The following is a 22787-nucleotide window of genomic DNA, read 5'->3' as shown; positions in this document are numbered from 1 at the left end:
CTCTTCATTCGGTAATCAAAATTTACTTTCATTAGAAAGTGTGAAGGGATTAACTTCCATTGAACGGTATATTTTGGCCTCCCGGTAGCGTAATCGGGTCTCATCCGATATTTTCTCCCCGCTGTAGAAGAAGTCATAACTCCAGGAGAAAGGTGAATGCCAGGGAAGCAATGGTTCCAGATCCTGCTTGTAGTTCTTCCACATTTGTGCATAAACCCAGTTGTCCGGAATGAAGGCGTTCATACAGCTGTCCAGCAGCCCGGCCGTATTGTTGAAGTTCACGCAGTGAAGCGGAGTCCAGTCGGTCAAATAATACTGATCTTCTACCCAGTAGAGTTCTCTGCAGCGTTCATGTAGGTTCCAGAATGCCAGGTTGTAGCCGGGATGACGAAGAATGCCTGTATGATAAAAAGTGGGAACGAAGTTCAGATATGGCTGGTCGATATACAGCCCTTTCGGCTGTCCGTAAAAATCACCTGAAGTCATCTTCACCCACCAGTCCGCAAAATGACGGCCCCCGTCGCTGTTTCTAACGCCTACCAGTGCGCTGTTATACGTCCCGTCCTGCAGCGTCCCGATTTCGCGGGAACAATCCCAAGGAGCGGACGGCTCTAGATGGTGAGGAGTCAGCACCACATCATAATAGGTAAGCATTGCCCATATTTCATTGAACGGCTTGAATACATACATCTCCGGATCGAGATAAACAATCTGCTCCTCCTCCGGGAAGGCTTTGAGCAGATAAGCGGTCAACTGAGCCTTCATCGCCGTGGCGCATTGGAGGGAGCCAAACTTAAATAGATAACCGTCAAAGTCGTGGAATCCTATATAAGCCGAGATATCTCTGGCCGTAAAAATCCAGTCGATATCCGGCAGCGGTTCTACCGGAAATTGCTCTACCAGGCAGACGACGACCGTTGTTTCAGGCATTACCCGCTTGACCGAAGTCGCCATCAGCCTGGCTTGTGGCAATCCCGAAGCGCTCACTGCCGTTCCGATAATCATATTAGACGAGCCTCCTTGTTCTGGGATCCGATTGATATAGCATTCACCCGCACCTAATCCAGAATCTCAGCCATTAGTCTTTCACTCCTTCATTGTGAGATACTATATTCTATGAACAAGTGAGCTAATGGCTTGTGCAGATGAACAAATTCATCTTCTGATATTTATATACTCAACTCTCGGTGCGACCAAGCCCAGGTTGTGAAGTTTAACAGGTGGGAATCCTGCTTGGAAAGGCTAAAGCCAAGCCGCTTATAACGGGTCTTGGACGGCTGGAGGAAATTTCAGACGTTAAGCGTAGACAGCCAGGGTAGTAGGCCTGAAAGTGATGGAGCCTCGGAAAAGAGGTAGATCGGAGAGGTTGACATTGTCGAAAGTACGGAAGACCTAACTATTATATATGCCCGTTGATTTGATCCATTCGGTAGTTAATTTTATACCTTCTTCAAAAGAGAATTCATGTTTAAAACCCAAATGTTTTATAGTTTCATCCATTGTAAACCATTCTTTCTTGTACACAATTCCATCTTCATTTCTTATTCCGAACCCTAATTGTGAGTCAGGAGAAACTACATTTTTAGCCGTTTCAATAAATTTATTCAAAGGTTGCGGAGAAGGGCCTCCAACAAAATAGTATTTTTTAAAATCATTCTTTAATCCAATTTCAAACAAACACTTGATACAGTCATCAATATAAACGAAATCAAATAATTGCTCTGCTTTAGTATATTCGGGCAATTCTTTAAGTAATAATTTTTTGATTGTATAATTAATAATATTTGATGTTCTATCCCCAATCCCATATACACCAGGTAAAGTGCACCACGTGTAGGGAATGTTATGGTTATAACAATATATGTCTAACAATGAGTGACAAAAGTTCTTACTAATAGCATAAGTGAAAATCTCTGAAATTATATTATTTTTTATTGCTAGCTCTGCCATGAACTCTCCAATTGTACCTATTGCAATGAATCTTTTACATCCCATAAGCTTTGATTGCTTAGCACACTCCAAGGAATTGGATACATTCTCCATTTGAACCTTATAGTCTGCCCTTCCTGGTCCAGACGCACCAGTCCAAGCAAGATGATAAAACACATCAATATCTCTATCTTCTATTAAATATTCTAACTGCTCCGCATGATTAAGATCACAATAGATTATATTAATGTTTTCATGTTTCAGTATTGTATCAACATTAGAGAATTTGTTTCTTACTACAGCAAATATTGTTACTCCTTTTTTCGCAAGAAAATTCGTTAATGAACTACCAATAAATCCATTTGCTCCTGTGATTATTACTTTATGCATTTCATTCACCCCCTCAACATGTACGAATAAATTTGTCACTCCATTAACGCATCCATATTGTCACCGATTGGTGTTGGCACGTTCGAAGCATAATCCAGAATCTCTGCCATTAGTCTTTCACTCCTTCATTGTGAGATACTATATTCTATGAACAAGTGAGCTAATAGCTTGTGCAGTTGGACAGCTTCATCCGCTGATATATTTATATAAAAGATTCGTGTAAAATGGAGTCACCACAACTTAGAGAAGCTGGGGTTTCCTTACCATGCGGTTTATTATGAATAATCATTAAAGCTTGTGGCACTGCCATACTCGTCCACCCAGTTTAGCAACATCCTTATAAAAAAGAGACCTGCCTACTGGGCAGATCTCCTTCCGTTCTCTAACGTTTCGCCTTATAAAACTCATGATACAGCTTCATCAGCGCCCGCTTCTCTATCCGCGATACATAGCTGCGGCTAATCCCCAGCTCCTTCGCTATCTCCCGCTGCGTCCGCTCCTCGCCCCCCGTATCGAGCCCGAAACGGCCGACCACCACCTCTTTTTCCCGGTCGTCCAGGATGTCGAGGTTGCGGTAGATCTTGCTCTTCTCGATCTTCAGGTCCACTTCCTTGATGACATCGTCCGTATCCGAGCCCAGGATATCGATGAGCGTGATCTCGTTACCTTCTTTGTCCGTCCCGATTGGGTCGTGCAGGGATACATCTTTGCGGGTTTTTTTGAGCGAGCGCAGATGCATCAGAATCTCGTTCTCGATGCAGCGGGCTGCAAACGTAGCCAGTTTGGTTCCTTTATTGGGACGGTAACTTTCAATGGCCTTGATGAGCCCGATTGTCCCGATGGAGATTAAATCCTCCATGTCTTCGCCGGTGTTATCGAATTTTTTGAGGTTGTGAACACGATATGATGTCATTTTTCAGTTAACCAAACTCAAATCTTATTGAAAACCCAGCATTATTTAGAAACAAAACACACTATTTTAAATATTGGATCTCTTCGTATTACTCATTCCTGAATCCATTTATAAACCGCCTGTTTCGTTACGTTGAAACGTTCGGCAACTTCTGCTACAGAATAACAATCATCCTTAAGCTTTATATTCCGCAATTTGGAAAGTGCATCTGCACGCCGCACGCATAAGACAGCAACCCTAAGAGCATTTACATATTTTATCAAATTTTCCAGTTTAGACACGGTTAATGTTGCTGTAGCACTTCCCTTGAATTTGGCTTCCTGCCGTTATTAAATTTCTTTTCTATATCTTTAGCAAATTTTCCACCCTCATCGACTAAATGTTTTCTCATAAAGAATCCACCAAAACCATTTATCCATGCTGCAAAAGCCAGTAGCCGAGATGGAAAGTCCGCTCCAATCGTACAACTAAGTTCGCAAGAGTAGTTATCAATAGGCGTGACCTTCATTTCCCATGGAACTCCAACAATGGCTGGTATCCATCGACATATATATGCTTCTGTCCTGTCAGAGTAGAAACGCAAATGATCCTCTGTGTGCTCTTTTAATTGATAGTGTTGAACAATCATCTCATTCCCCATATTTTCCACATTAACCATATAGAATTCCCCATCTTCAAAATAACTGCCCATTGCCTTGTGAGCTTTTGAAAATGATTCATATTCAGCTGGAGTCATCTCAGTTACCCATTTGTACAAATCCACATTTTTAGCTGCAATCTGCAATTTAAATTTCTTTGTCATTCTCATATTCATTAGCCTTCTTTCCTGTAATTTTTCTTGTGAGTTCATCGTGCCAATTCATAATCATTTGAAAATATTCTTTGCCAAACATCAACGTCGCGTGCTCATATCCCCCCATCTCATGAACGTGTTGCTCTTCTATCAAGGCAAGCTTGTTATATTCACAGGCGACAGTGGTTTGAAAGCTGGCAATCAGTCGAACAACCTCAAGATCGTCAAGATATTTATAAAAGAAAAGCTTACTTAAATACTCATAATTAAAAGGGGAAAAAGTACATGGTGTTTTTAACCATTCTATAAATTCACTCTTCCCTTTTTCCGTGATACCATATGATTTTTTGAATCTGCCCTCCTCTACCACTTCTTCATACTTGATAAGCTCCCCCTTTTCCATTTTTTTCAGCATAGGATATATGCTTCCGAAGCTGGCATCAATAAAGTTGGAGGTACTTAACGTCATCTTCTGCTTGATTTCATATCCTGTCATATCCTTTTCGCAGAGGAACCCAAGTATTACATAAATCAACATAAAATCTATCCCTTCTTTCCTGGCATAGTGAATGTTCCTTCTGAAATCAAAGGAAACTTGTCTCTGTTCACATATAGCTAAGTTATATATATTAAATCGATATATATCGTTTCGATATGTAGAATATAAAGGTTGACGAAGGATTTGTCAATAATAAAAACAAAAAAATCCAAAAGGATGTTATCCCTTCAGATTTCTCAAAGTAAACTGCAAATTTCAACATCTCTCTATCGCTTCGCCTTATAAAACTCATGATACAGCTTCATTAGCGCCCGCTTCTCTATCCGCGACACATTGCGGTAGATCTTGCTCTTCTCAATCTTCAGATCGACCTCTTTAATTACGTCATCCGTATCGGAGCCGAGAATATCGATTTCGTTGCCTTCTTTGTCCGTCCCGATTGGGTCGTGCAGGGATACATCTTTGCGGGTTTTTTTGAGTGAACGGAGGTGCATCAGAATTTCATTCTCTATGCAGCGGGCTGCGAACGTAGCCAGTTTGGTCCCTTTATTGGGCCGGTAACTCTCAATCGCTTTAATCAGCCCGATCGTGCCAATGGAGATCAGATCCTCCATATCTTCGCCGGTGTTGTCGAATTTTTTGAGGTTGTGGACACGAACCGATGTCAAATTTTTATGCGATACTGTGATTTCTTGCGTGGTCGCAGCTTTTGCATGCGTGCTAGCAAGCTTCCACCCACGCATTGGATTAGATGCGCTTGCTGTTTTGTGGTCAGTGAGTTACGAGGATGCGAATGTACAACATGGAATGGGTTATCAGTAATTATAAATGATTAAGGTCATGGCCTCTAAACGAAGTAATGGCGAGTTCAATCAAGGTGTAATGTTCTCCACGGCAACTCAACATTATAAGCGAACCAGCAGCCTTGTTTGGCTGCTGGTTCTTCATTACTGAGCTATCGGTCTCGGAGTAGGTTTAAGCTTTTGTCACGGTCAACATCTTACATGCTTGCGTTTAAAACCAACCTGCCCTTTGTCGACTGCCTTTTGAATATTTTCATAAGCGTGAAGAAATTTGCTTTTGGCCTTATCCTTATTGACTTCTACTGGGCCTACAGTTCTTGCGGTCTCACACGCTTTATCATGAAGAGGCACATAGGATACCGCCACTGTGTATAAAAAGTTGTTCATTGCGTATTTAGTGCGTTCTGGAGAATCATGAATCGTATTTTTCACGATCTCAAGCATACCGGCAATTTTGCTTTCGGAAAATTCATCGTCCGGTCGGTTGCCGAGCAGCCAGCAGTAACAGCTCCAGCCCGCTGACATTCTCAGCTCTTTACCGCTCGCGATCCATTTATCGGCAACCTCTTGTGCAATATCCGCTTCTGCCAAGGTTACTGCAACTACATAATCGGACAGCATATAAAAATAAGCCGCATCCATCCATCGGTCAAAATCGGCTTCCGTCATTGCATTGGGATCGGCAATGATCCCAGCAAAATACATGGCGTCGTAGTTCCCCGTCGCGTAAAGCTGCTCAGCTAGAGGCTGATTTATTTTGGTTTTCTTGAAGATAGGCTTCATCGCGCCGGTAGCCACGCCAAAAAGCGGTTCGTGCGCGCCATTCGAACTGTATATTTTCTTGGTTCGTTCCTTGCCGAGCGCTTCAAGCTCCCGCATGACCATTTCTACATTCATTGTTTAACACTTCCTTTTTTCGAAGTACTCTCATCAAAGTTATCATAAGTAGTACTGGATAAAGAAAGTGTACTGTACGGATTTCCCTGTCGCAAGCTCAGTATCCCTTCAGACTATCTGATCTTACCGGTTCTTATCCAAAAAACGAGGCATCCCCGTCCGTAGAACGGCAGCAAGACGCCCCCTGTCATATACTTTCTATTAACCTTGTTACGCGCAGATTTTCATCAATCAACTTCTGCATTCCAAAAAACTGAAAATTTGTGTGCTATCTTACACCGCTTAATACATAGCAGCCCAATATAATAGTTATTATTACCATACTGGAGGTTGCTATGTTCAGAAAATTCAAAGAGTTTCTCCAACTCAACAAATCATTAGAAGAAAAACAACGTCAACTGCTTGAAAAAGAACAGCAAGTCAATGCTCTCGAACAGAAAATCGCAAATCTGGATCAATTCATTGAAGATGCCATATCTCCGTTAAGACAAGCAATTGAAGAGAAGGGTGTCCAAATTATCCAAGATGCAAATCAAGAGGCTGCATCAATTATAAATGAATCCAATATAAAAGCTGGCCAAATCGTTGATGAGACTACAAGCGGCGTATCCGAGTTGTTGATGAAAAAGGAACAACTTACTGAAGATGTCAGTCGACTAGAAACCCAAATGCTTAAGGTAACAAAAGAACTGACGAATTATCAGAAAACAGCTAAGAAACATAAGGCTGAAATTTTAGGTATTAAAAATCTGATTGAGCATTTCCCTGAAGCCGTTAACCATTCTATGATTGAAGCACACCTTCATAATTTGGAGCAGTCTTCAAACGAAGATGGAGTATTAGAAACCATTGTCCATCTCCACTTGCATCATAAAGATTCTAAGGCCTTAAGATCGGAAATGAATGCCAACAATAAAGATATTAGAAATCTATTAACTGCATATCAAACTCGCTATACTACCAAAGCCAATACAACAATTTATGAGTTAATGGTCATCGGATTGCAGGCCGAGTTACAAAACATACTCTACACACTCAGTTATTCAAACTTAGACAAGGCAATTGAGAACTCAAAACTATTAATAGAAAAATACTTGAAAATTGCTGCTAACGGAAATGCGAACATCCTTCCAACTATAACCCGATTTTTATCAGAGTTAGAACCATTATTCGAAATTGCCATTCGTATTGAATATAAATATTATGTTCAGAAAGATTTAGAGAAAGAAGAACAAAGAAAAATCCGTGAGATTATGCGCCAAGAAGCTGAGGAAAAACGTATTCTTGAAGAAGAACGTAAGAAACTTGAAAAAGAAGAAGAAAAATATCATCAAGAAATAGCTAAAAACATAGAGCTTTTACAAACAGAAACTGACGTAGACAAAATAGCCGCTTTAGAAGCAAGATTGAAAGAGCTCGAAGAACAATGCCATAAACTTGAAGAAACGAAAGAAGAAATCATTAAACGTGCAAATGGTAAAGCAGGTTATGTGTATGTTATTTCTAATTTAGGTTCTTTCGGCGATAACATGTTTAAAGTGGGTATGACACGACGTCTAAACCCAATGGATCGTGTAGATGAATTAGGCGATGCATCCGTACCTTTCAGATTTGATGTTCATGCTCTAATGTTTAGTGATGATGCTGTTGGACTTGAACAGAAGCTTCACGAAATTCTTGAAGCGCAACGGGTCAATAAAATTAACCTCCGAAAAGAATTCTTTTATGCAACTGTTCAAGAGTTACAAGACATTGTACAAGAAATTGACCCTACAATTGAGTTTATACAAACGATGGCAGCAATGGAGTATCGACAAAGTCAGAGTATTGGCACTAGTGAAATAGAATTAGAGCCTGTCTTTTCATAAGCAAAAAGCCTGGACATAGGGCACCTCCTAATGTCTAGGCTATTATTATTTTTCACCGCTCGCTATACACAATTCAAACCCATATCAGTGCAAGGAAATATAGAAGAGCCATCTCCCAACGATCCTATCTCTTTGAGTAAAGGAACCTTCAATTGACGGATTGTAAAATGAAGTGCGACAGCTAAGAAAACAAAAAGGCCCATGTCGGTTTCGTGTAAAATGGAAGTCACCACAACACCATTTACAGGAGAACCCAACCATGAGCTACTCCCATCTTAGCATAATTGAGCGTGGACAACTAGAGACGTTACGCAGTCTGGGGTGGTCCGTGAGGGCCATTGCCCGCCAGCTCTGCCGACATCCTTCCACCATCGCCCGCGAACTGAATCGTGGCGCTCAAGCCAAGCAGGCATATGAAGCGGCATCCTCTCAGAAAGCTTATGAAGACAGAAGGAGGGCGAGCCGTCCGCATGGCAAGTTCACGGTTCAACTGGCAAAAGAGCTTGAAGCCAGACTCGACCAGACATGGTCGCCAGAGCAGATTGCGGAAAAACGACGCGTGGAGGGGAAGACCTTCGTTTGCTTCAAAACCATTTATCGCTGGATTTATTCCGGCCGCCTTGCCGCAGGAAAGGTGCAGGTGCTCCGGCACAAGGGCAAGCGCCGTGGGCCGGTCGAAACCCGTGGACGCTTTCTCGTGGGGACACCGATCAGTCAAAGGCCGCATGAGATTCGTAAACGGAGTACTTTTGGACACTGGGAACTCGATACCGTTGTCTCCAGCCGAGGCAAGAGCAAGGCCTGTGTCGCCACCTTCATCGAGCGCAAAACGCGCCTGTATTTGGCCGTTAAGATGCCGGATCGTACCGCCTACTCCATGGAAGTCGCCTGCGGCGTTGTAGCCAGCCAGTATCCGCATTCCGCTTTCCAAAGTGCCACAGTTGACCGAGGAAAGGAATTTGCCTGCTACAGCTCGTTGGAGCATTACCTCCAGATGAAGGTATACTTCGCGGACCCGTATTCCTCCTGGCAACGCGGCTCCAATGAAAACGGCAATGGTCTTCTGAGAGAGTTTTTCCCAAAAGGCCACGACTTCGCCACGGTTACCGACCAAGAACTCGCTCAGGCTGTCCGCCTCATCAATTTCCGGCCACGTAAATCTCTGGGCTGGAAGTCGGCTCACGAAGCCTTCATGGACGAGATGTCGCACTTAGCTTGACAATCCGTCAATTAAAAAAAAGTAAAGCAACTTATCCGGAGACAAGTTACTTTAATGTTCTGGATATTTCTTTGTGACAGCATATTTAGATTTTACCGCTTCGCCTTATAAAACTCATGATACAGCTTCATCAATGCCCGCTTCTCGATCCGCGAGACGTAGCTGCGGCTGATGCCCAGCTCCTTGGCGATCTCCCGCTGCGTCCGCTCCTCGCCCCCCGTGTCGAGCCCGAAACGGCCAATCACGACTTCTTTTTCCCGATCATCCAAAATATCAAGATTGCGATAGATCTTGCTCTTCTCGATCTTAAGGTCCACTTCCTTGATGACATCGTCCGTATCCGAGCCCAGGATATCGATCAAGGTAATTTCGTTGCCCTCCTTATCCGTACCAATGGGGTCGTGCAGGGATACATCTTTGCGGGTTTTTTTGAGTGAACGGAGGTGCATCAGAATTTCATTCTCTATGCAGCGGGCTGCGAACGTAGCCAGTTTGGTCCCTTTATTCGGCCGGTAGCTCTCAATCGCTTTAATAAGCCCAATCGTTCCGATGGAGATGAGGTCCTCCATATCCTCCCCTGTATTGTCGAATTTTTTCACTATATGGGCTACGAGCCGCAAGTTATGTTCAATCAGCAAATTCCGGGCTCTGGCGTCTCCCTCCGCCATCATCCCCAGGTATCGGCTTTCCTCTTCCTCTGTCAGCGGCTGGGGAAACGCATTGTTCCTTACATACGATACCAGCAGCGTCAGTTCCTTGATCAACAGCGCAATGGTGCTAAGAAATCCGGGCACTTTGGCGACACCTCCCGCACTTGTACAATGAAACCGGTCAGTAAGTCTTACGGGTTCACGGTCATTTCATTGTATGTGGGTAAATGCCTAGAAGTGCCTGTACGGGGGGAATTTGTACGGGTATATCTTCTTTTGGGATGTGCCGGATTATTCGCTTAGGCTTTCACTCGCTTAGCGCCTGCCGCCGCACCGATGCCAGCCACTCCCCGTCTTTGAGCAGCCGGTAAGCCGCCTCGATATCCACCGTCTGGCAGCGGTCGGCATCCAAAAAAGACACAGCGGAGCGGAGCAGACGGTAAGCCGCCTCCGTTCCCCGTCCAAGCTTGACGCCGCCGCGCAGGTCAATGGCCTGCGCGGCGTGAATGGCCTCAATTGCCAGCATATAGGTCAGCCGGTCAATGATCTCTCTTGTCTTGGAAACGACAAACGGTGCGTTGGTCCCGTGGTCCTCGATATCCCCCGCCAGCGACATATAATCGGCGGACGCCGGGTTGCTCAGATGGCGGATTTCCGCATCCAGCGAAGAGGCCGTCTTCTGGACGGTGCTGAAGCCGAGCGAGCGTTCCGCATCCGGCGTCAGAAAGCGGCTGAGGCCGGTAAAGGCCGGATCACCCAGCTTGAGGATGCGGTAACAGGAGCTTTTGGAGACATGATGCAGGGCGCTGCCCAGCATCTCGAAGCCGAGCGTCCAGACAACGGGATCAAAATTGGCGCAGGATAATATGCGCCGCTCTTCCGCCAGCACGCAGGGATTATCGTCCGGGCTGTTCAGGTGAATCTCCAGCAGTTCCCGGGTATAGTCAAGCGCATCCCGGGCCGCGCCGTGGATCTGGCAGGCATCGCGGAAGCTGAGCGGGTCTTGCAGGGATTCCGGATTATACGCGTCCCAAAGTCCGCTGTCAGCAAGATTATTCCGGACATTCGCCAAGCTTGCAAGCTGCCCCCGGAATGGACGCTTCCGGTGAACGGCTTCGTCCAGCGGGCTGACATTGCCGCGAATCGCCTCCAGCGACAGGGCGTACACCGTATCGGCGGCTTCCAGCAATCCGGCCAGGTCATGCAGCGCCAGAGCGCCGTTTCCGGCGGAGAGCGCATTGGAACTGACGATGGCCAGCCCGTCCTTTGGCCCCAGCCGCAGCGGAGCAAGTCCAAGCTCCGCGAGCGCCTGACTGGCCGGCAGGCGGCGTCCGCCAACCTCCACCTCCCCTTCCCCGATCATCGCCAGACCCAGGTGGGCGATCAGGGTGATATCCGCAGCGCCCACCGAACCGCGCAGCGGCATAATGGGGTGAAGCCCCAGGTTGAGGAAATCGGCGTAGCATGCGGCGATTTCCGGCTGCGAGCCGGTGGCTCCGGCGAGCAAGCCGTTCAGCCTGGCAAGCATCGCCGCCCGGACCACCTCCTCCGGGGCTTCGGGCTTGACTCCCGAGCTGTGGGACAGCAGCAGGCTGCGGTTATAATCTTCATACAAACCGGGAGAAATGACTTTATCCTTATTCCAGCCCACGCCCCGGTTCAACCCGTATACGGGCAGTCCTTCCTCCGCCAGCTCGAAGATAACCTGCCGCGCCTTCTTCAGCCGTTCCCAGGCGCTCGGCGCGATCTCAACCTTTCGGCGGCCGCGGGCGACGCTGTCCACATCGGCAACGCTAAGACCAGTTCCATCCAGCACTAGAGCGCTGCCTAATAGCGGGCAGCTTCTCTCAGGCATGAACCTGCTTCTCCTTGTTAAAGGCATAGCTCTGGAGATCGATCCCCAACACCTCTTCCACTTCAGGATAGACGCTCGGGTCCTTGACGCTGGAGCTGAGCGGAACATTGGATTTATCTATGGCAAATACGGCAATCTCCTGCCCTTCCCTAAGATCCCCGACACTGACCGGACGGCCTGTGGCCAGATCGATGGTCGTAATGACATCGGGGAAGGTGGTCAGCCGTGTACCCGACCGGTCGTCTACCGCCATATATTCATTCATCACGTGCAGGGTCAGTGAATTCCCCGGAATTTCCACTTCAATTGTGCCGATATCAAAAGCACCGGAATAGTGCACATTCTTCTTCGTTACCGTGCCTTTGCCGACAATTTTGCCCTTCGTATGGCTCACAATTGTGTCAAGCACCGCCTCCGGGCCGTCCGGCTCGGCCGCAAGGATCGCCCGGCCCAGCTCAATCGCAATCGAGATGCCGCCCAGCGCGGCATGCTCCTTAATATATTTCGCCGGGAGCGGATGGCGCGCCGCGGCGATGAAGCCGCCGGCCATGTCCGACGCGGTGCGCAGAATGTTGGAGGTCCGCGCCGGAGTCCCTTTGACAACCAGCTCAATGTAGCTGCCCAGCTCCGGCTTGCCGCCGGCCACCGCCTGGACCGTCTCGTAATCAATGGACGAGGCGAGGCCGAGCGAGCCCATTTTGCCGGTGGGATGGGCGCGGATGTCCCCGGTGGCGTCCACAACCGCAAGACCGAGCGCGGCCGCCGGCAGCCAGCCGTTGATCGTGCTGGACATTCCGTTCTGCGGCGTCATGACTCCGGCAATTTTGCCGTCGTAGTGGTCGATGACCAACTGCACGGCCTTGATATAATCCTTGCCGAGCATCTGCCAGTCGCGCCCCGCCGGTGCGCCGATGGCTGTGCAGGTCAGAATAATGGCGTCTTCCGGCAGTTCATCGACTGACACCAGCTTCGGACGGCCCACGCTAAGCGCGGCATGACCGATATCCAGACCGTGGTCCACCCAGCCGCCCCCGCCGCTGGCAAATACGGAACCGCCTCTAACCGCGGCGTTTACATCATCTCTCGTTAACTCTCTCATTTATCCCAGTCTCCTCCTGCGGCAAGCCGTGCGCAGCGGCATGAAAGGCATACATTCGCCTATTTCCACCGCTTTTCCGGCTCGCCGCCGTTATTTTTTGCATACGTATCAGTCGGCCAAATTTAGCCGGTACAAATTCTAGTCCGCCAAAATCTCTTCGTGCCTGCTGGTATCAATTCGTGCGATTCCCTTGCGTTCCACCTCATCCAGCGACTCCTCGTATCCGGCATCCGCATAGCGGAGCACGCCCAGTCCGGTATCGTTATCGAGGGCGGTCCTCAGCCGCAGGTCGCTCTCCGTTTTGCCGTCAGCGACAATGGTGACGCCGGCACTTGTCATGTACCCCGCATAACCTCCGCCGCCGGAATGAATGGCCACCAGATCGGCCATGGAGGAGCAGTTCAGCATCGCGTTCAGCAGCGGCCAGTCGGCAATCGCGTCGCTGCCGTCCTTCATCCGCTCGGTCATGATGTTCGGGTGAGCCATCGCGGCAGCATCCAGATGGTCGCGCGAGAACGCCACCGGACCGCTCAGCTTGCCTTCGCGGACCATGTCATTCACGGCCAGCGCCAGCCTGCTGCGGTCCCGGTGGCCGAACCAGCCGATTCTGGCCGGCAGCCCCTCGAACGGTATGTGAACGTTCGCCAGCTTGATCCAGTTCGACACGATCTCGTTGTCGCTGAATTCGCGCAAAATATATTCGTCGATGGTCCGGATATCCTGCGGGTCGCCGCTGAGGGCGATCCAGCGGAACGGGCCGATGGCCCGGGCGAACAAGGGCCGCAGGAAGGCTTCGGTGAAGATGTCGATGTCAAAAGCGCCCACGACGCCGTACTTCACCGCCTGAGAGCGGATGTTGTTGCCGTTGTCGAAGACGACCGAGCCGCGCTCCTTGAATTGCAGCATCGCTCCGACCTCAGCCGCAATCGACGTTCCGGCGGCTTCCTGAAGTCCGGCTGGGTCCGTCTTGCGGGCCTCCGCCGCAGTGACGGGGGTATAGCCTCTTGGAATATACCCGTAGAGCAAATCATGCGCGGAGGTCTGGTCGGTCACAATATCCGGCAGCACCCCGCGCGCCAGCAGCTCGGGATAGACGTCGGCGGCATTCCCGAGCAGGCCGACCGACAGCGCCTCTCCGCTGCCTTTTGCCTCTTCAATCCAGGCCAGCGCTTCGTCCAGACTCGCGGTCTTGCGCTGCAAGTACCCTGCCGCAATGCGCTTGTCGATCCGTTCCTCCGCGACCTCCACGCATAAAATCGCCGCGCCCGCCATCGTTCCGGCCAGCGGCTGAGAACCGCCCATGCCGCCAAGGCCGGCGGTCAGAATGAAACGGCCGCGCAAGCTTCCGCCAAAATGCAGGCGCGCAATGCTCTGGAAGATTTCATACGTCCCCTGGATAACGCCCTGCGAACCAATGTACTGCCAGGCGGCAGCAGTTAGCCCTCCCCATATAATCAGACCCTTGTCCTGCAATTCATAGAAATTCTCGCTGGTGGCCCATCTGCCCACCAGATTGCAGTTCGCCATCACAACGAGCGGAGCCTGGCGATGCGTGCGGAAGACGCCGATCGGTTTTCCCGATTGAATAACCAGCGTCTCGTCCTCTTCCAGATTCTTCAGCGTGTCCACAATGGCTCTGTAAGATGGCCAGTTCCGCGCCGCTTTGCCCAATGAGGCATAGACGATTAGCTCCTTCTGGTTCTCGCCGTTCTCCAGCACATTCTCCAGCATCCGCAGCAGCGCTTCCTGCCGCCACCCCTTGCAGCGAAGTTCTCCTCCTCTTGCCGCCGTTATTCTGCTCACGGCTATCCCTTCCTTTCTGTTTCAATTTCTCTCCGCGCTTAAAAATTTGCCTGTCATCCAGTCCCAGAACAGATTGCAGTCCACATCAACCGCAACGCTCACATTCGGTTCTTTTCCCATAACGTTATTGAAGTCGGCAACGGTCATGCCGCGGGTTACCGTCCCTTCGGTTTCCACCGTCATTACATATTTGTTCAGGGTAACGAGCCGGGGAACGATCAGGCTGGCCAAGGCGATGGCATCATGGACATTCGGCGGATCGAATCCGAACTGCCCGCAGCGGCGCAGCATAAAGTCGAAAATCCGGGCAGCTAAGTTCGCAAATTTGTTGTCCAGCCGCTTGACGGTTTCAACAACAGCAAGCGGAAGCTGCGGTTTCAACGTCACATCCAGCCCGACCATCACCAGAGGGATGCCAGCCTCGAACACGATTTTCCCGGCGTCCGGATCAACATAAAGGTTGAACTCGGAAGCCGGAGTCATGTTGCCGCCTCTGAGCGCACCGCCCATAATCGTAATCCGTTTGATAAGGCGTATAATATCCGGGTAACGAATAATTGCCCCGGCAATATTGGTAAGCGGGCCGACGGCCACAATTTCCAGTTCTCCCTGCGCGGCAACGGCATGCTCATAGATGGTGTCAACCGCATCCTTCTCGTAAAATGACCTGATCGACTTCGGCACAGTCACATCGCCGAGGCCTGCCCGGCCATGACTGATCGCGGTATGCAGTTCCTTGTTAAGCGGCTTCGCGGCTCCGACCGCAACAGGGATATCAAAGCCAAGATAATCCACAATATTAAGAGTATTGCTGCTCGTCAGATCGACTCCGACATTTCCGGCAACGGCGGTGAATGCTTTTATATCCAGCACCTCCGTGCTCATCAAAGCGCAGATGATGGCAATGGCATCGTCTGTGCCGGTATCGACATCCATTACTAAGGGAATCTTCTTCATACGCAGCGGCTCCAGCGTGTCGCACTTGTGAGCAATGCTGTCCGGCAGGGCTCCGATTTGTTGCGGATGCAGTCCGAAGCTTCACCTCAACACGCCCCCTTTACTCTTCAAGAGCTTGGCGAAGATTTTTGGACGGGCGCCCCGTTTTCGGCAAATGCAGTTCGCCGCGCGCCCGCTTCATCGCCCGTTTTTCAAAGAATAGAAGAATCCGGTTGGCAATCAGGGACAAGGCCGAGGCCAGAATCGTTCCCCATACGATCTTGTATGCGAAATTCATGCGGAGACCGTCAAACAGCAGCGTGCCCAGACCTCCCGCTCCAATCATTGCGGCGATCGTCGCCATCCCAATAGAGGAAATGACCGCCAGCCTGAGGCCGCCGAGCAAGGCAGGCATGGCAAGCGGCAGCTGCACTTTGAAGAATAGCTGCGAAGCGCTAAGACCCATCCCTCGTCCCGCTTCCAGCAAGAACGGATCGACCGATTTGAAACCGGCCAAAATATTTCTCACCAAAATAAATTGGGTGTAGACGACCAGCACGGTAACGGCTGTGGGGATGCCGAGCCCGAGAAGCGGAATCAGGATCGCAAAGAAGGCAAGGCTGGGAATAGCGTACAGCGCTCCAAGCACAGCCAGTACAATCGTTGACAGCTTGTGCGAACGATAGAGTGCAAGGCTGAGCGGCATGGCGATCAGGATCGAAATAAGCAGCACAAGCGTAACAATTTGCAGGTGCTGAAGCGTCATCTCGAGCATTTTGTCACCATATTTGGCGAAGTAGGCCAGAAAATCAGCGATGGATTGCAGCATGAATGTTCACCTTCTCACCGATCCGGCTTGGGCTGCCGGTTTGCGTCCTGTCATCCTTTGAATGCAGCAGCCCATTTAACTGATCCCAGGCGATTTCGCCGACCGGCTTGCCGTCCGCATCCGTCACAATGATCGTTTTCTTGCCACTTTCAAAAAACTTTGACAGTACACTGTCGAGAAACTCTTCCTTGCCGATATAAATATCCGAATCATCCGGGGTCCGGGTTAATGGCTGCACAGCGGTTTCAGCTTTTAGAATCTTGAGCCGGTTGATAATATTCTCAGAAGCTACTAATTGCGCAACAAATTCATTGGCCGGATTAAAAAGAATATTAAACGGCGTGTCAAACTGCTGAACTTTCCCCTGGTCCATAATGATGACTTTGTTGCCGAGCTTAAAGGCTTCATGAATATCATGGGTGACAAAAAGTATCGTTTTGTTCAGTTTTTTCTGAATGCGGATCAGCTCATCCTGCAGATTCTGTCTTGTGATTGCATCAATCGCGCCGAACGGTTCATCCATTAACATGACCTGGGGATCGGCGGCCATGGCCCGCGCCAGCCCGATTCTCTGCTGCTGTCCGCCGGAGAGCTGCGAAGGATACCTCTTCCGGTAGCTTTCGCCCGGCAATCCCACCAGCTCAAGCAGTTCTTCCACGCGGGCATTGATTTTCTCCTTGCTCCAACGAAGAATTTTGGGCACGGTTGCGATGTTGTCCGCCACGGTCATATGCGGGAACAGCCCGATTTGCTGGATGACATAGCCGATTTTTCTCCGATAGTCCTCCACTTTCAGCTTTTTAATATTTTCACCATAGAAATAAATATCGCCCGAAGTGCTCTCGTAGATCCGGTTGACCATTTTTAACAGCGTGGTTTTCCCGGAGCCCGACGTTCCAAGTATCGTGACAAAATCGCCCTCATTTACGGTCAGACTGACATCGAAAACGGAGTCGGCCTCCGCATGGGGGAACCTTTTTCTTATATTTTTAAATTCAAGCGCTATCCTGCTCACCGAAGATCAACCCCTTTTCAACTGACAACCGCCAAGAAAAAATGAAAACCACTACCCGAAACGATACGTGGTTTTCATTTCCTATTGGGTTCGTAATCTTATTTGTCCGCTGCCGCTTTCACATCCGCTTTAATGGTTTCGAAATAGTCGCCCGCGACTTCTTCATACTCTTTTTTGTCGATATCGACGGCGGCGTTGAGCTTGATAATCGTAGGGTTGTCAAGCTTCGCCGACACGGCGTTCAGAATGGTCGCCACCTTCGGCGAATCCTGTAATACGCTCTCTCTGACCACCGGCGCCACATAATAAGGAGGCCACAGATGTTTGTCATCATCCAGCACGACGAACTGAGGATCGACCAGCGAGCCCTCTGTCGTATAGGCTACGGCCAGATCGGCCTCGTCATTTTTAAGCACCTGGTACTTGATGCCGTCGTCATATACCTTTGAGGATTTGAAGTTGAACTCTCCATACACTTTTCTCAGACCGATAAGGCCATCCTCGCGTTCATCAAACGAACCGTTGGAAGCATATCTGATTTTGTCCGCATTCTTCTGCAGATCGGATATCGTCTTGATGCCGAATTGATCCGAAGCTTTCTTGGTGATAACCAAACCTTGCGAGTCATTGATATTGGCCTGGTCGAGCAGGGCGAGCTTGAACTTGTCTTTGTACTCGGCGGCAACCTTGTCGTACACTTGCTTGGCGTCAAACAATGCCGGTTCCTTCAAAATAACCGTTAACGCCGTTCCGGTATATTCCGGGTATAAATCGATGCTGCCTTTCAGCAGCGCCTCGTGAGGCCCTTGCCCGCTGATGTTAAATTCTCTCTTCACTGAAAATCCATTGTCTTCAAGCGCCTTTGCGTAAATCTCGGCAAGAACCAGCGACTCCGTAAAATCTTTGGAGCCTACCGTAATTGCCGGGCCGCTTGCGCTTCCCTTGGAGCAGCCGGCGAGCGAGAGCAGTGCAGAAAGGACGACGATGGCCAGCAACGAAATGGTGAAAATGGACTTCATGGATTTTTTCATATGGTTTTTCTCTCCCCAACTAAAAAATATTTATCAGTTCTTTCTGGTAAACTTTCCAACCTTCCAATCCTGCAGCCTTCGAATCTCAGTTCAGCCACAAATATTTCGTAAGTCTCTTCTGGGTAATGGATAGAATCACATCCACGGCAATGGATAGTATCGCTACCGACACCCCCCCGACAAGTAAAATGGCAGTGCTCGGCAGACGGAGTCCGATGATGATCAACTCGCCAAGACCGCCGGAACCGATGTAAGCAGCCAACGTCGCACTCGCAATCACTTCCACGGCAGCCGTTCTTATTCCCGTGATGATCATAGGAAAGGCAAGCGGAAATTCAACCGTAAACAAAATCCTCCGCGGGCTCATCCCCATACCTTTGGCCGCCTCGATAACCGAAGGGCTGATTCCTGTAAAGCCAATGCTTGTGTTAATCAAAATCGCCGGAAAAGCCAGCAGCGTCAAAGCAAATATTGCAGGAGCAAGCCCTGTTCCGAGCACCGGCATCATCACTATCAGAATGGCGAGGCTTGGAATCAGACGGAGGATGTTGAACAATCCTTGCACCGGCTGAGACAGCTTCAAAAACTTGGCGCACAATACCCCTAAAGGAACAGCTATCAATATTCCAATCAACATAACCGCAAGACTGATGCCAATGTGCGTCATTACAGCGTTAAGATAGACATCGTGGTTCTTGGACAGATATTCAAGCATCCGATCAATCAATCAGGATCACCGCCCTTAAAATAAAATGGCGAAAGCAGCCAGTGCCGCTTGCAGTTGAATGTTGGAGCGTCGACATCGCCCGGTTCCCGGGATTTTCACGCGGACAGGAAAGATGAACTTCATGCCGTGAAACACCTCACAAATATGTAGTATTCGAATCAATATAATATGAATTAGGGTGAAGATAAATCACAAACACCATGAGGTGCTTGTGATTAGCGGCTAAGATATCGGCTTGATGCGAATGGACTAATCCAAATCAATCAATATTTATTAATATGTGATAATTCAATTCCACAATTCAATATTATTATTCATTACATGATTTTGTCAACTATTAATTCTAGTATTTTCATCGGAATTCCAAAAATCAAAGTCCAGCCCCCATTCGCCGCGACAATTCGGCCGCAGCCTGCTTCACCGCTTCAATGATAAAGCCCTCCCGCTCTGGGCTGCAGCGGAAGCTTGGACCGGCCACGGACAGGCTGGCTACCGCCTGTCCGTGGCCGTCCGTAATCGGGGCGGCGACGGCGAACACATCGGGGTCCACCTCGCCCTTGGTGATGATATAATTCTGAGCCCGTGCCGCTTCAAGCTCCGCTTCCAGGCGTGATCTGTCCTCTGCATCCTCAATGGTCTGAAAAATCCGCTGGGCGACCTTGTCGCTCTCAAAAGCAAGGATACATTTGCCTGAAGCGCCCAAATGCAGCGGCAGAATGCGTCCATTCTCGATGGAGAACTGGATGAGGCTGTTGCTTTTGACATTCTGGATGCACACGGCATTATTGCCGGTCCGCACGAACAGCACTGACGTCTCCTGCACCTTCTCCGTCAGCTCCTTCATAATCGGCAGCGCCAGGGGCAGCAGGTCCCGCTGAAACTGCAGGTTCAGGCTCCTTGCCAAATCCAAAATCCGCAATCCCAGGGCGATCCGGCTTCTCCCCCTTCTCTCTACAATTCCGTTCTGCTCCAGCGTCTGGAGAAAGCGGTAAGTGGTGCTCTCCGGTATCGAGACCTTCTCGGCAATCTCGCTGACCGTAAGCGTATCGCCGGCTTCTGCCAAGGCGAACAGGATATCCAGCGCGCGGCTGAGCGTTTGTGTTCCGTTCATTTTCTGCACCTTCCAACGACTCCTCTATTGTCCATTGCAATCATGTCTCACGAATTTGAAAAAAAGACCTCCCGAATTCGGAGGCCGCTGAAAAAGTCAGAACAATCAAATTTCGAATTTACTCATGCCACTGCCATTATTTTTATTGCCACTTGCTCATTCATGTAAAGATTCCTGATCGTTTATTGGTCCTATCTCACCATTTGATTTTGCACCAGTTTTTGCGCGATCGCCTGTAAGCTTAATTAATTTATACAGATCTTGAACACGGTTCATGACGTTTCACCTTCCATCCCGTATGCAATCTTGCCAACATTATATAGCATACTCACTAAAGATCAAGAAGGAAAGGCCCCACAAATGGCTTGTCCGAGCGGTCTATTTTCCATTGACCTTTCCTGCATACACCTTAATGGCCGCATTCCCGGCATCAAGGACCGACGAGCTTGCACTGAACATTTCAAAGAGTATTGTTGATTGTTTTGAAGATAATCAGAGAGTAAGATAGATTCATGCAAATGATCAACACGTTGTTCATTAATGCTTACATTAAAAAAGACTGAGAGGTGTTCAAAATGACAATAAAAGGTGATATGAAAGCTGTCAGAATTCATGAATATGGCGGCACTGAGGTTATTCGTTATGAAGTGACTCCTATCCCTGAAATTGACCAAGATGAAGTATTAATCAAGGTGGCTGCGACTGCGTTTAATCCTGTGGATGCAGCGATTCGAATGGGAGCGCTGAAGAACATTTTTCCTCATCAGATGCCGTATATCCCGAATGTCGAAGCATCCGGCGTCATTGAAAGCATCGGCGGGGCCGTAACAAACTTTAAACCGGGTGATCCCGTCTTTGTCTTTCTGGATATGACCAAAGACGGCGCCGCTGCCGAATATGTCGTGACCAAAGCTGAAAATGCCGCTCTTGCTCCTAAGAGTATTGACCTCCAGGATGCTGGCGCAATTCCTGTAGGGGCTTTAACGGCTTGGCAAGGATTGTTCGACCATGGCAAGCTTCAAGAAGGCCAGCGTGTACTGATTACCGCAGCCGCAGGCGGAGTCGGATCTTATGCCGTTCAACTGGCCAAGTGGAAGGGTGCACATGTAATTGGCACAGCTTCGGAAGCGAGCTTCCCGCTTCTCCAAGGGCTTGGGATCGATCAGATTATTGACTATAAGCATGAGGCTGTGGAGGAAAAAGTAAGCGAAAAGCTGGACCTGATTCTCAATCTTGCTCCAGAAGGCCCGGCGGAATTGAATAAGTGGCTGCCCTTGCTGAAAGAGGGGGGGATTTTTGTATCGACCACAAGTCCGGCGGACGCTGAACTCGCCAATCGTTCGGGTGTCCAGACGATCCGAATGTTTGTGGGGCGCAATGCCGGACAGCTTTCGCAAATTGCCGCATTGGTAGACGAAGGGCGAATTAAGCCCGTAATTACCGAAAGAGTAAAGCTTGACGATCTGGCGCTGATTCACAACAAAAGTCAGGCAGGAAAAATCCGGGGGAAAGTATTGATTAACTTGGATTAGCGGCAGTAATGGCGTGAAAGAAGACAATTCCTCCCCTTGCGGCAGATGGCGGCCGGGCTCATGATTAGTTGAGCTTGACCGCCGCTCTGCCGCAAGGGGTGATTTATCTAAAAGCCTGAAAGAAGAGTAATTTGATATAAATTACGGCTATTTGTTCCGGGGAATAAGGCGGATCCTGGTTTAACCACTCCTCCGTGACACCAAGAAATACGGATACCGAGAAAGCGGTCAAATATTCTTTCGGGATCGAAGGGTTATTTTCAAAAGTATGGTGGTTGAACAGCTTCTTATAGAAGCTTTCGCTCACCACCTCTTTCATTTTGCCCGGGAAGCCGGATTCTCCTTTGGGACCTAACAGCAATCGGATTAAGCCCCCATGCTCATGCAGATATTGGAATATGCAAACGAATGGAGCATAGGGCTGTTCATCTAAATAGGTTTGCTGAAGCTCAACCGAAGATATATCCACTACCATGACCTTCTGCAAGCCATCCAGAATCTCCGTTTGAATTTGTTCCATTAAATCATATTTATCTTTGTAGTGGAGATAAAATGTTCCTCGATTTATCCCTGCACTTGCAGTTAAATTCCGGACAGACACCCCGCCGAAGCCCTCTTTCTCAACTAAACGGACGAAGGTTTCCTTGATTAGCTCTTTGGTGCGGGCCGCCATTGCATCATGTTTATTCTCAGGCATGGTGTTTAAGCCTTTCCATAGATATGTTGTCTTTGATGTCACTAACATATCATATTATTTCCATTAAGCATAACCCGGCACTTCGGCGGCATCTCCCGCAGATGTACAACGAAACCGGACAGCAGGTTTACTCACTGGTTAACTGTTCCACGTTCGTTTCAGCAGCATGTATAGCCCGAGACGATGGTTTT

Annotated in this window: 21 protein-coding genes; 3 read left to right on the top strand and 18 right to left on the bottom strand. The window is 48.8% G+C overall.

Translation table 11 applies throughout. The features are described from left to right. Positions 1-15: 15 nt before the first annotated feature. The 7 genes from KP014_RS11030 to KP014_RS10995 all read right to left on the bottom strand — a co-directional run bounded on the left by KP014_RS11030 (position 16) and on the right by KP014_RS10995 (position 6224). Entirely contained in the window at positions 16-1005 is a 990-nt protein-coding gene (locus tag KP014_RS11030) for a hypothetical protein (RefSeq protein WP_036600496.1), read from the bottom strand. Positions 1006-1392: 387 nt separating this feature from the next. Further along, on the bottom strand, positions 1393-2319 hold the full coding sequence (locus KP014_RS11025; protein WP_036600494.1) for an NAD-dependent epimerase/dehydratase family protein: 927 nt from the start codon (positions 2317-2319) through the stop codon (positions 1393-1395). Positions 2320-2701: 382 nt separating this feature from the next. Then, complete coding sequence (gene sigK / locus KP014_RS11020; protein WP_090834062.1) at positions 2702-3232, bottom strand: RNA polymerase sporulation sigma factor SigK; 531 nt, start codon at positions 3230-3232, stop codon at positions 2702-2704. Positions 3233-3515: 283 nt separating this feature from the next. Beyond that, positions 3516-4034: a hypothetical protein gene (locus KP014_RS11010; protein ID WP_246590700.1), complete on the bottom strand. Its 519-nt coding sequence runs from the start codon at positions 4032-4034 to the stop codon at positions 3516-3518. Continuing rightward, on the bottom strand, positions 4018-4563 hold the full coding sequence (locus tag KP014_RS11005; protein ID WP_036592588.1) for a PadR family transcriptional regulator: 546 nt from the start codon (positions 4561-4563) through the stop codon (positions 4018-4020). The genes KP014_RS11010 and KP014_RS11005 overlap by 17 nt, the downstream gene beginning before the upstream one ends. A 227-nt stretch (positions 4564-4790) precedes the next feature. Next, on the bottom strand, positions 4791-5267 hold the full coding sequence (locus tag KP014_RS11000) for a sigma factor (RefSeq protein ID WP_246590699.1): 477 nt from the start codon (positions 5265-5267) through the stop codon (positions 4791-4793). Between the two features lie 249 nt (positions 5268-5516). Beyond that, entirely contained in the window at positions 5517-6224 is a 708-nt protein-coding gene (locus tag KP014_RS10995; RefSeq protein ID WP_036587426.1) for a DNA alkylation repair protein, read from the bottom strand. Between the two features lie 335 nt (positions 6225-6559). Here KP014_RS10995 and KP014_RS10990 point away from each other — a divergent pair, with 335 nt between their 5' ends. Next, a complete protein-coding gene (locus tag KP014_RS10990) occupies positions 6560-8092 on the top strand; it encodes a GIY-YIG nuclease family protein (RefSeq protein WP_036587428.1) in 1533 nt (510 codons plus the stop codon). Positions 8093-8351: 259 nt separating this feature from the next. After that, entirely contained in the window at positions 8352-9311 is a 960-nt protein-coding gene (locus tag KP014_RS10985; protein ID WP_036593802.1) for an IS30 family transposase, read from the top strand. Positions 9312-9403: 92 nt separating this feature from the next. Here the strand turns inward: KP014_RS10985 and sigK (KP014_RS10980) are convergent, their stop codons facing one another. The 10 genes from sigK (KP014_RS10980) to KP014_RS10935 all read right to left on the bottom strand — a co-directional run bounded on the left by sigK (KP014_RS10980) (position 9404) and on the right by KP014_RS10935 (position 20367). Beyond that, positions 9404-10105, bottom strand: coding sequence for an RNA polymerase sporulation sigma factor SigK (gene sigK / locus KP014_RS10980; protein WP_216700496.1), 702 nt, complete (start codon positions 10103-10105; stop codon positions 9404-9406). A 163-nt stretch (positions 10106-10268) separates the two neighbouring features. Then, positions 10269-11816: an HAL/PAL/TAL family ammonia-lyase gene (locus KP014_RS10975; RefSeq protein WP_090834774.1), complete on the bottom strand. Its 1548-nt coding sequence runs from the start codon at positions 11814-11816 to the stop codon at positions 10269-10271. Further along, the gene (locus KP014_RS10970) at positions 11809-12915 is read right to left on the bottom strand and encodes a thiohydantoin desulfurase (protein ID WP_036600726.1); all 1107 of its coding nucleotides are present in this window, start codon (positions 12913-12915) and stop codon (positions 11809-11811) included. Before KP014_RS10970 ends, KP014_RS10975 begins: the two co-directional genes overlap by 8 nt. 138 nt (positions 12916-13053) lie before the next feature. After that, the gene (locus tag KP014_RS10965) at positions 13054-14718 is read right to left on the bottom strand and encodes a thiourocanate hydratase (protein WP_036600725.1); all 1665 of its coding nucleotides are present in this window, start codon (positions 14716-14718) and stop codon (positions 13054-13056) included. A 21-nt stretch (positions 14719-14739) separates the two neighbouring features. Further along, the gene (locus KP014_RS10960) at positions 14740-15675 is read right to left on the bottom strand and encodes a nucleoside hydrolase (RefSeq protein ID WP_036600724.1); all 936 of its coding nucleotides are present in this window, start codon (positions 15673-15675) and stop codon (positions 14740-14742) included. 100 nt (positions 15676-15775) lie between these two features. Then, on the bottom strand, positions 15776-16483 hold the full coding sequence (locus KP014_RS10955; protein ID WP_036600723.1) for an ABC transporter permease: 708 nt from the start codon (positions 16481-16483) through the stop codon (positions 15776-15778). Next, positions 16464-17498 carry an ABC transporter ATP-binding protein gene (locus KP014_RS10950; RefSeq protein ID WP_063619524.1) on the bottom strand — a complete coding sequence of 345 codons (1035 nt, stop codon included), beginning with the start codon at positions 17496-17498 and terminating at the stop codon, positions 16464-16466. Before KP014_RS10950 ends, KP014_RS10955 begins: the two co-directional genes overlap by 20 nt. A gap of 98 nt (positions 17499-17596) precedes the next feature. Beyond that, positions 17597-18529 carry a glycine betaine ABC transporter substrate-binding protein gene (locus tag KP014_RS10945; protein ID WP_036600722.1) on the bottom strand — a complete coding sequence of 311 codons (933 nt, stop codon included), beginning with the start codon at positions 18527-18529 and terminating at the stop codon, positions 17597-17599. 85 nt (positions 18530-18614) lie between these two features. Next, positions 18615-19256, bottom strand: coding sequence for an ABC transporter permease (locus KP014_RS10940; protein WP_036600721.1), 642 nt, complete (start codon positions 19254-19256; stop codon positions 18615-18617). A gap of 370 nt (positions 19257-19626) precedes the next feature. Further along, positions 19627-20367 carry an IclR family transcriptional regulator gene (locus tag KP014_RS10935; protein WP_090834781.1) on the bottom strand — a complete coding sequence of 247 codons (741 nt, stop codon included), beginning with the start codon at positions 20365-20367 and terminating at the stop codon, positions 19627-19629. A gap of 593 nt (positions 20368-20960) precedes the next feature. Between KP014_RS10935 and KP014_RS10930 the strand changes: the two genes are divergently transcribed. Continuing rightward, positions 20961-21899, top strand: coding sequence for an NADP-dependent oxidoreductase (locus KP014_RS10930; RefSeq protein ID WP_036595427.1), 939 nt, complete (start codon positions 20961-20963; stop codon positions 21897-21899). A 103-nt stretch (positions 21900-22002) separates the two neighbouring features. Here the strand turns inward: KP014_RS10930 and KP014_RS10925 are convergent, their stop codons facing one another. Then, complete coding sequence (locus KP014_RS10925) at positions 22003-22596, bottom strand: TetR/AcrR family transcriptional regulator (RefSeq protein WP_216700495.1); 594 nt, start codon at positions 22594-22596, stop codon at positions 22003-22005. Positions 22597-22787: the final 191 nt, after the last annotated feature.

Origin of the sequence: Paenibacillus sophorae (genome assembly GCF_018966525.1) — a bacterium.
GTDB lineage: Bacteria > Bacillota > Bacilli > Paenibacillales > Paenibacillaceae > Paenibacillus_AQ > Paenibacillus_AQ sophorae.
The sequence above is the reverse complement of the archived record's forward strand: the minus strand, read 5'-3'. Positions and strand labels throughout refer to the sequence as shown.

Excerpts from the sequence above, each read along its gene's own strand:
- KP014_RS11030 (WP_036600496.1), bottom strand. The coding sequence starts at position 1,005 with ATGATTATCGGAACGGCAGTGAGCGCTTCGGGATTGCCACAAGCCAGG.
- KP014_RS11025 (WP_036600494.1), bottom strand. The coding sequence starts at position 2,319 with ATGCATAAAGTAATAATCACAGGAGCAAATGGATTTATTGGTAGTTCA.
- sigK (WP_090834062.1), bottom strand. The coding sequence starts at position 3,232 with ATGACATCATATCGTGTTCACAACCTCAAAAAATTCGATAACACCGGC.
- KP014_RS11010 (WP_246590700.1), bottom strand. The coding sequence starts at position 4,034 with ATGACAAAGAAATTTAAATTGCAGATTGCAGCTAAAAATGTGGATTTG.
- KP014_RS11005 (WP_036592588.1), bottom strand. The coding sequence starts at position 4,563 with ATGTTGATTTATGTAATACTTGGGTTCCTCTGCGAAAAGGATATGACA.
- KP014_RS11000 (WP_246590699.1), bottom strand. The coding sequence starts at position 5,267 with ATGCGTGGGTGGAAGCTTGCTAGCACGCATGCAAAAGCTGCGACCACG.
- KP014_RS10995 (WP_036587426.1), bottom strand. The coding sequence starts at position 6,224 with ATGAATGTAGAAATGGTCATGCGGGAGCTTGAAGCGCTCGGCAAGGAA.
- KP014_RS10990 (WP_036587428.1), top strand. The coding sequence starts at position 6,560 with ATGTTCAGAAAATTCAAAGAGTTTCTCCAACTCAACAAATCATTAGAA.
- KP014_RS10985 (WP_036593802.1), top strand. The coding sequence starts at position 8,352 with ATGAGCTACTCCCATCTTAGCATAATTGAGCGTGGACAACTAGAGACG.
- KP014_RS10975 (WP_090834774.1), bottom strand. The coding sequence starts at position 11,816 with ATGCCTGAGAGAAGCTGCCCGCTATTAGGCAGCGCTCTAGTGCTGGAT.
- KP014_RS10970 (WP_036600726.1), bottom strand. The coding sequence starts at position 12,915 with ATGAGAGAGTTAACGAGAGATGATGTAAACGCCGCGGTTAGAGGCGGT.
- KP014_RS10960 (WP_036600724.1), bottom strand. The coding sequence starts at position 15,675 with ATGAAGAAGATTCCCTTAGTAATGGATGTCGATACCGGCACAGACGAT.
- KP014_RS10955 (WP_036600723.1), bottom strand. The coding sequence starts at position 16,483 with ATGCTGCAATCCATCGCTGATTTTCTGGCCTACTTCGCCAAATATGGT.
- KP014_RS10945 (WP_036600722.1), bottom strand. The coding sequence starts at position 18,529 with ATGAAAAAATCCATGAAGTCCATTTTCACCATTTCGTTGCTGGCCATC.
- KP014_RS10935 (WP_090834781.1), bottom strand. The coding sequence starts at position 20,367 with ATGAACGGAACACAAACGCTCAGCCGCGCGCTGGATATCCTGTTCGCC.
- KP014_RS10930 (WP_036595427.1), top strand. The coding sequence starts at position 20,961 with ATGAAAGCTGTCAGAATTCATGAATATGGCGGCACTGAGGTTATTCGT.
- KP014_RS10925 (WP_216700495.1), bottom strand. The coding sequence starts at position 22,596 with ATGCCTGAGAATAAACATGATGCAATGGCGGCCCGCACCAAAGAGCTA.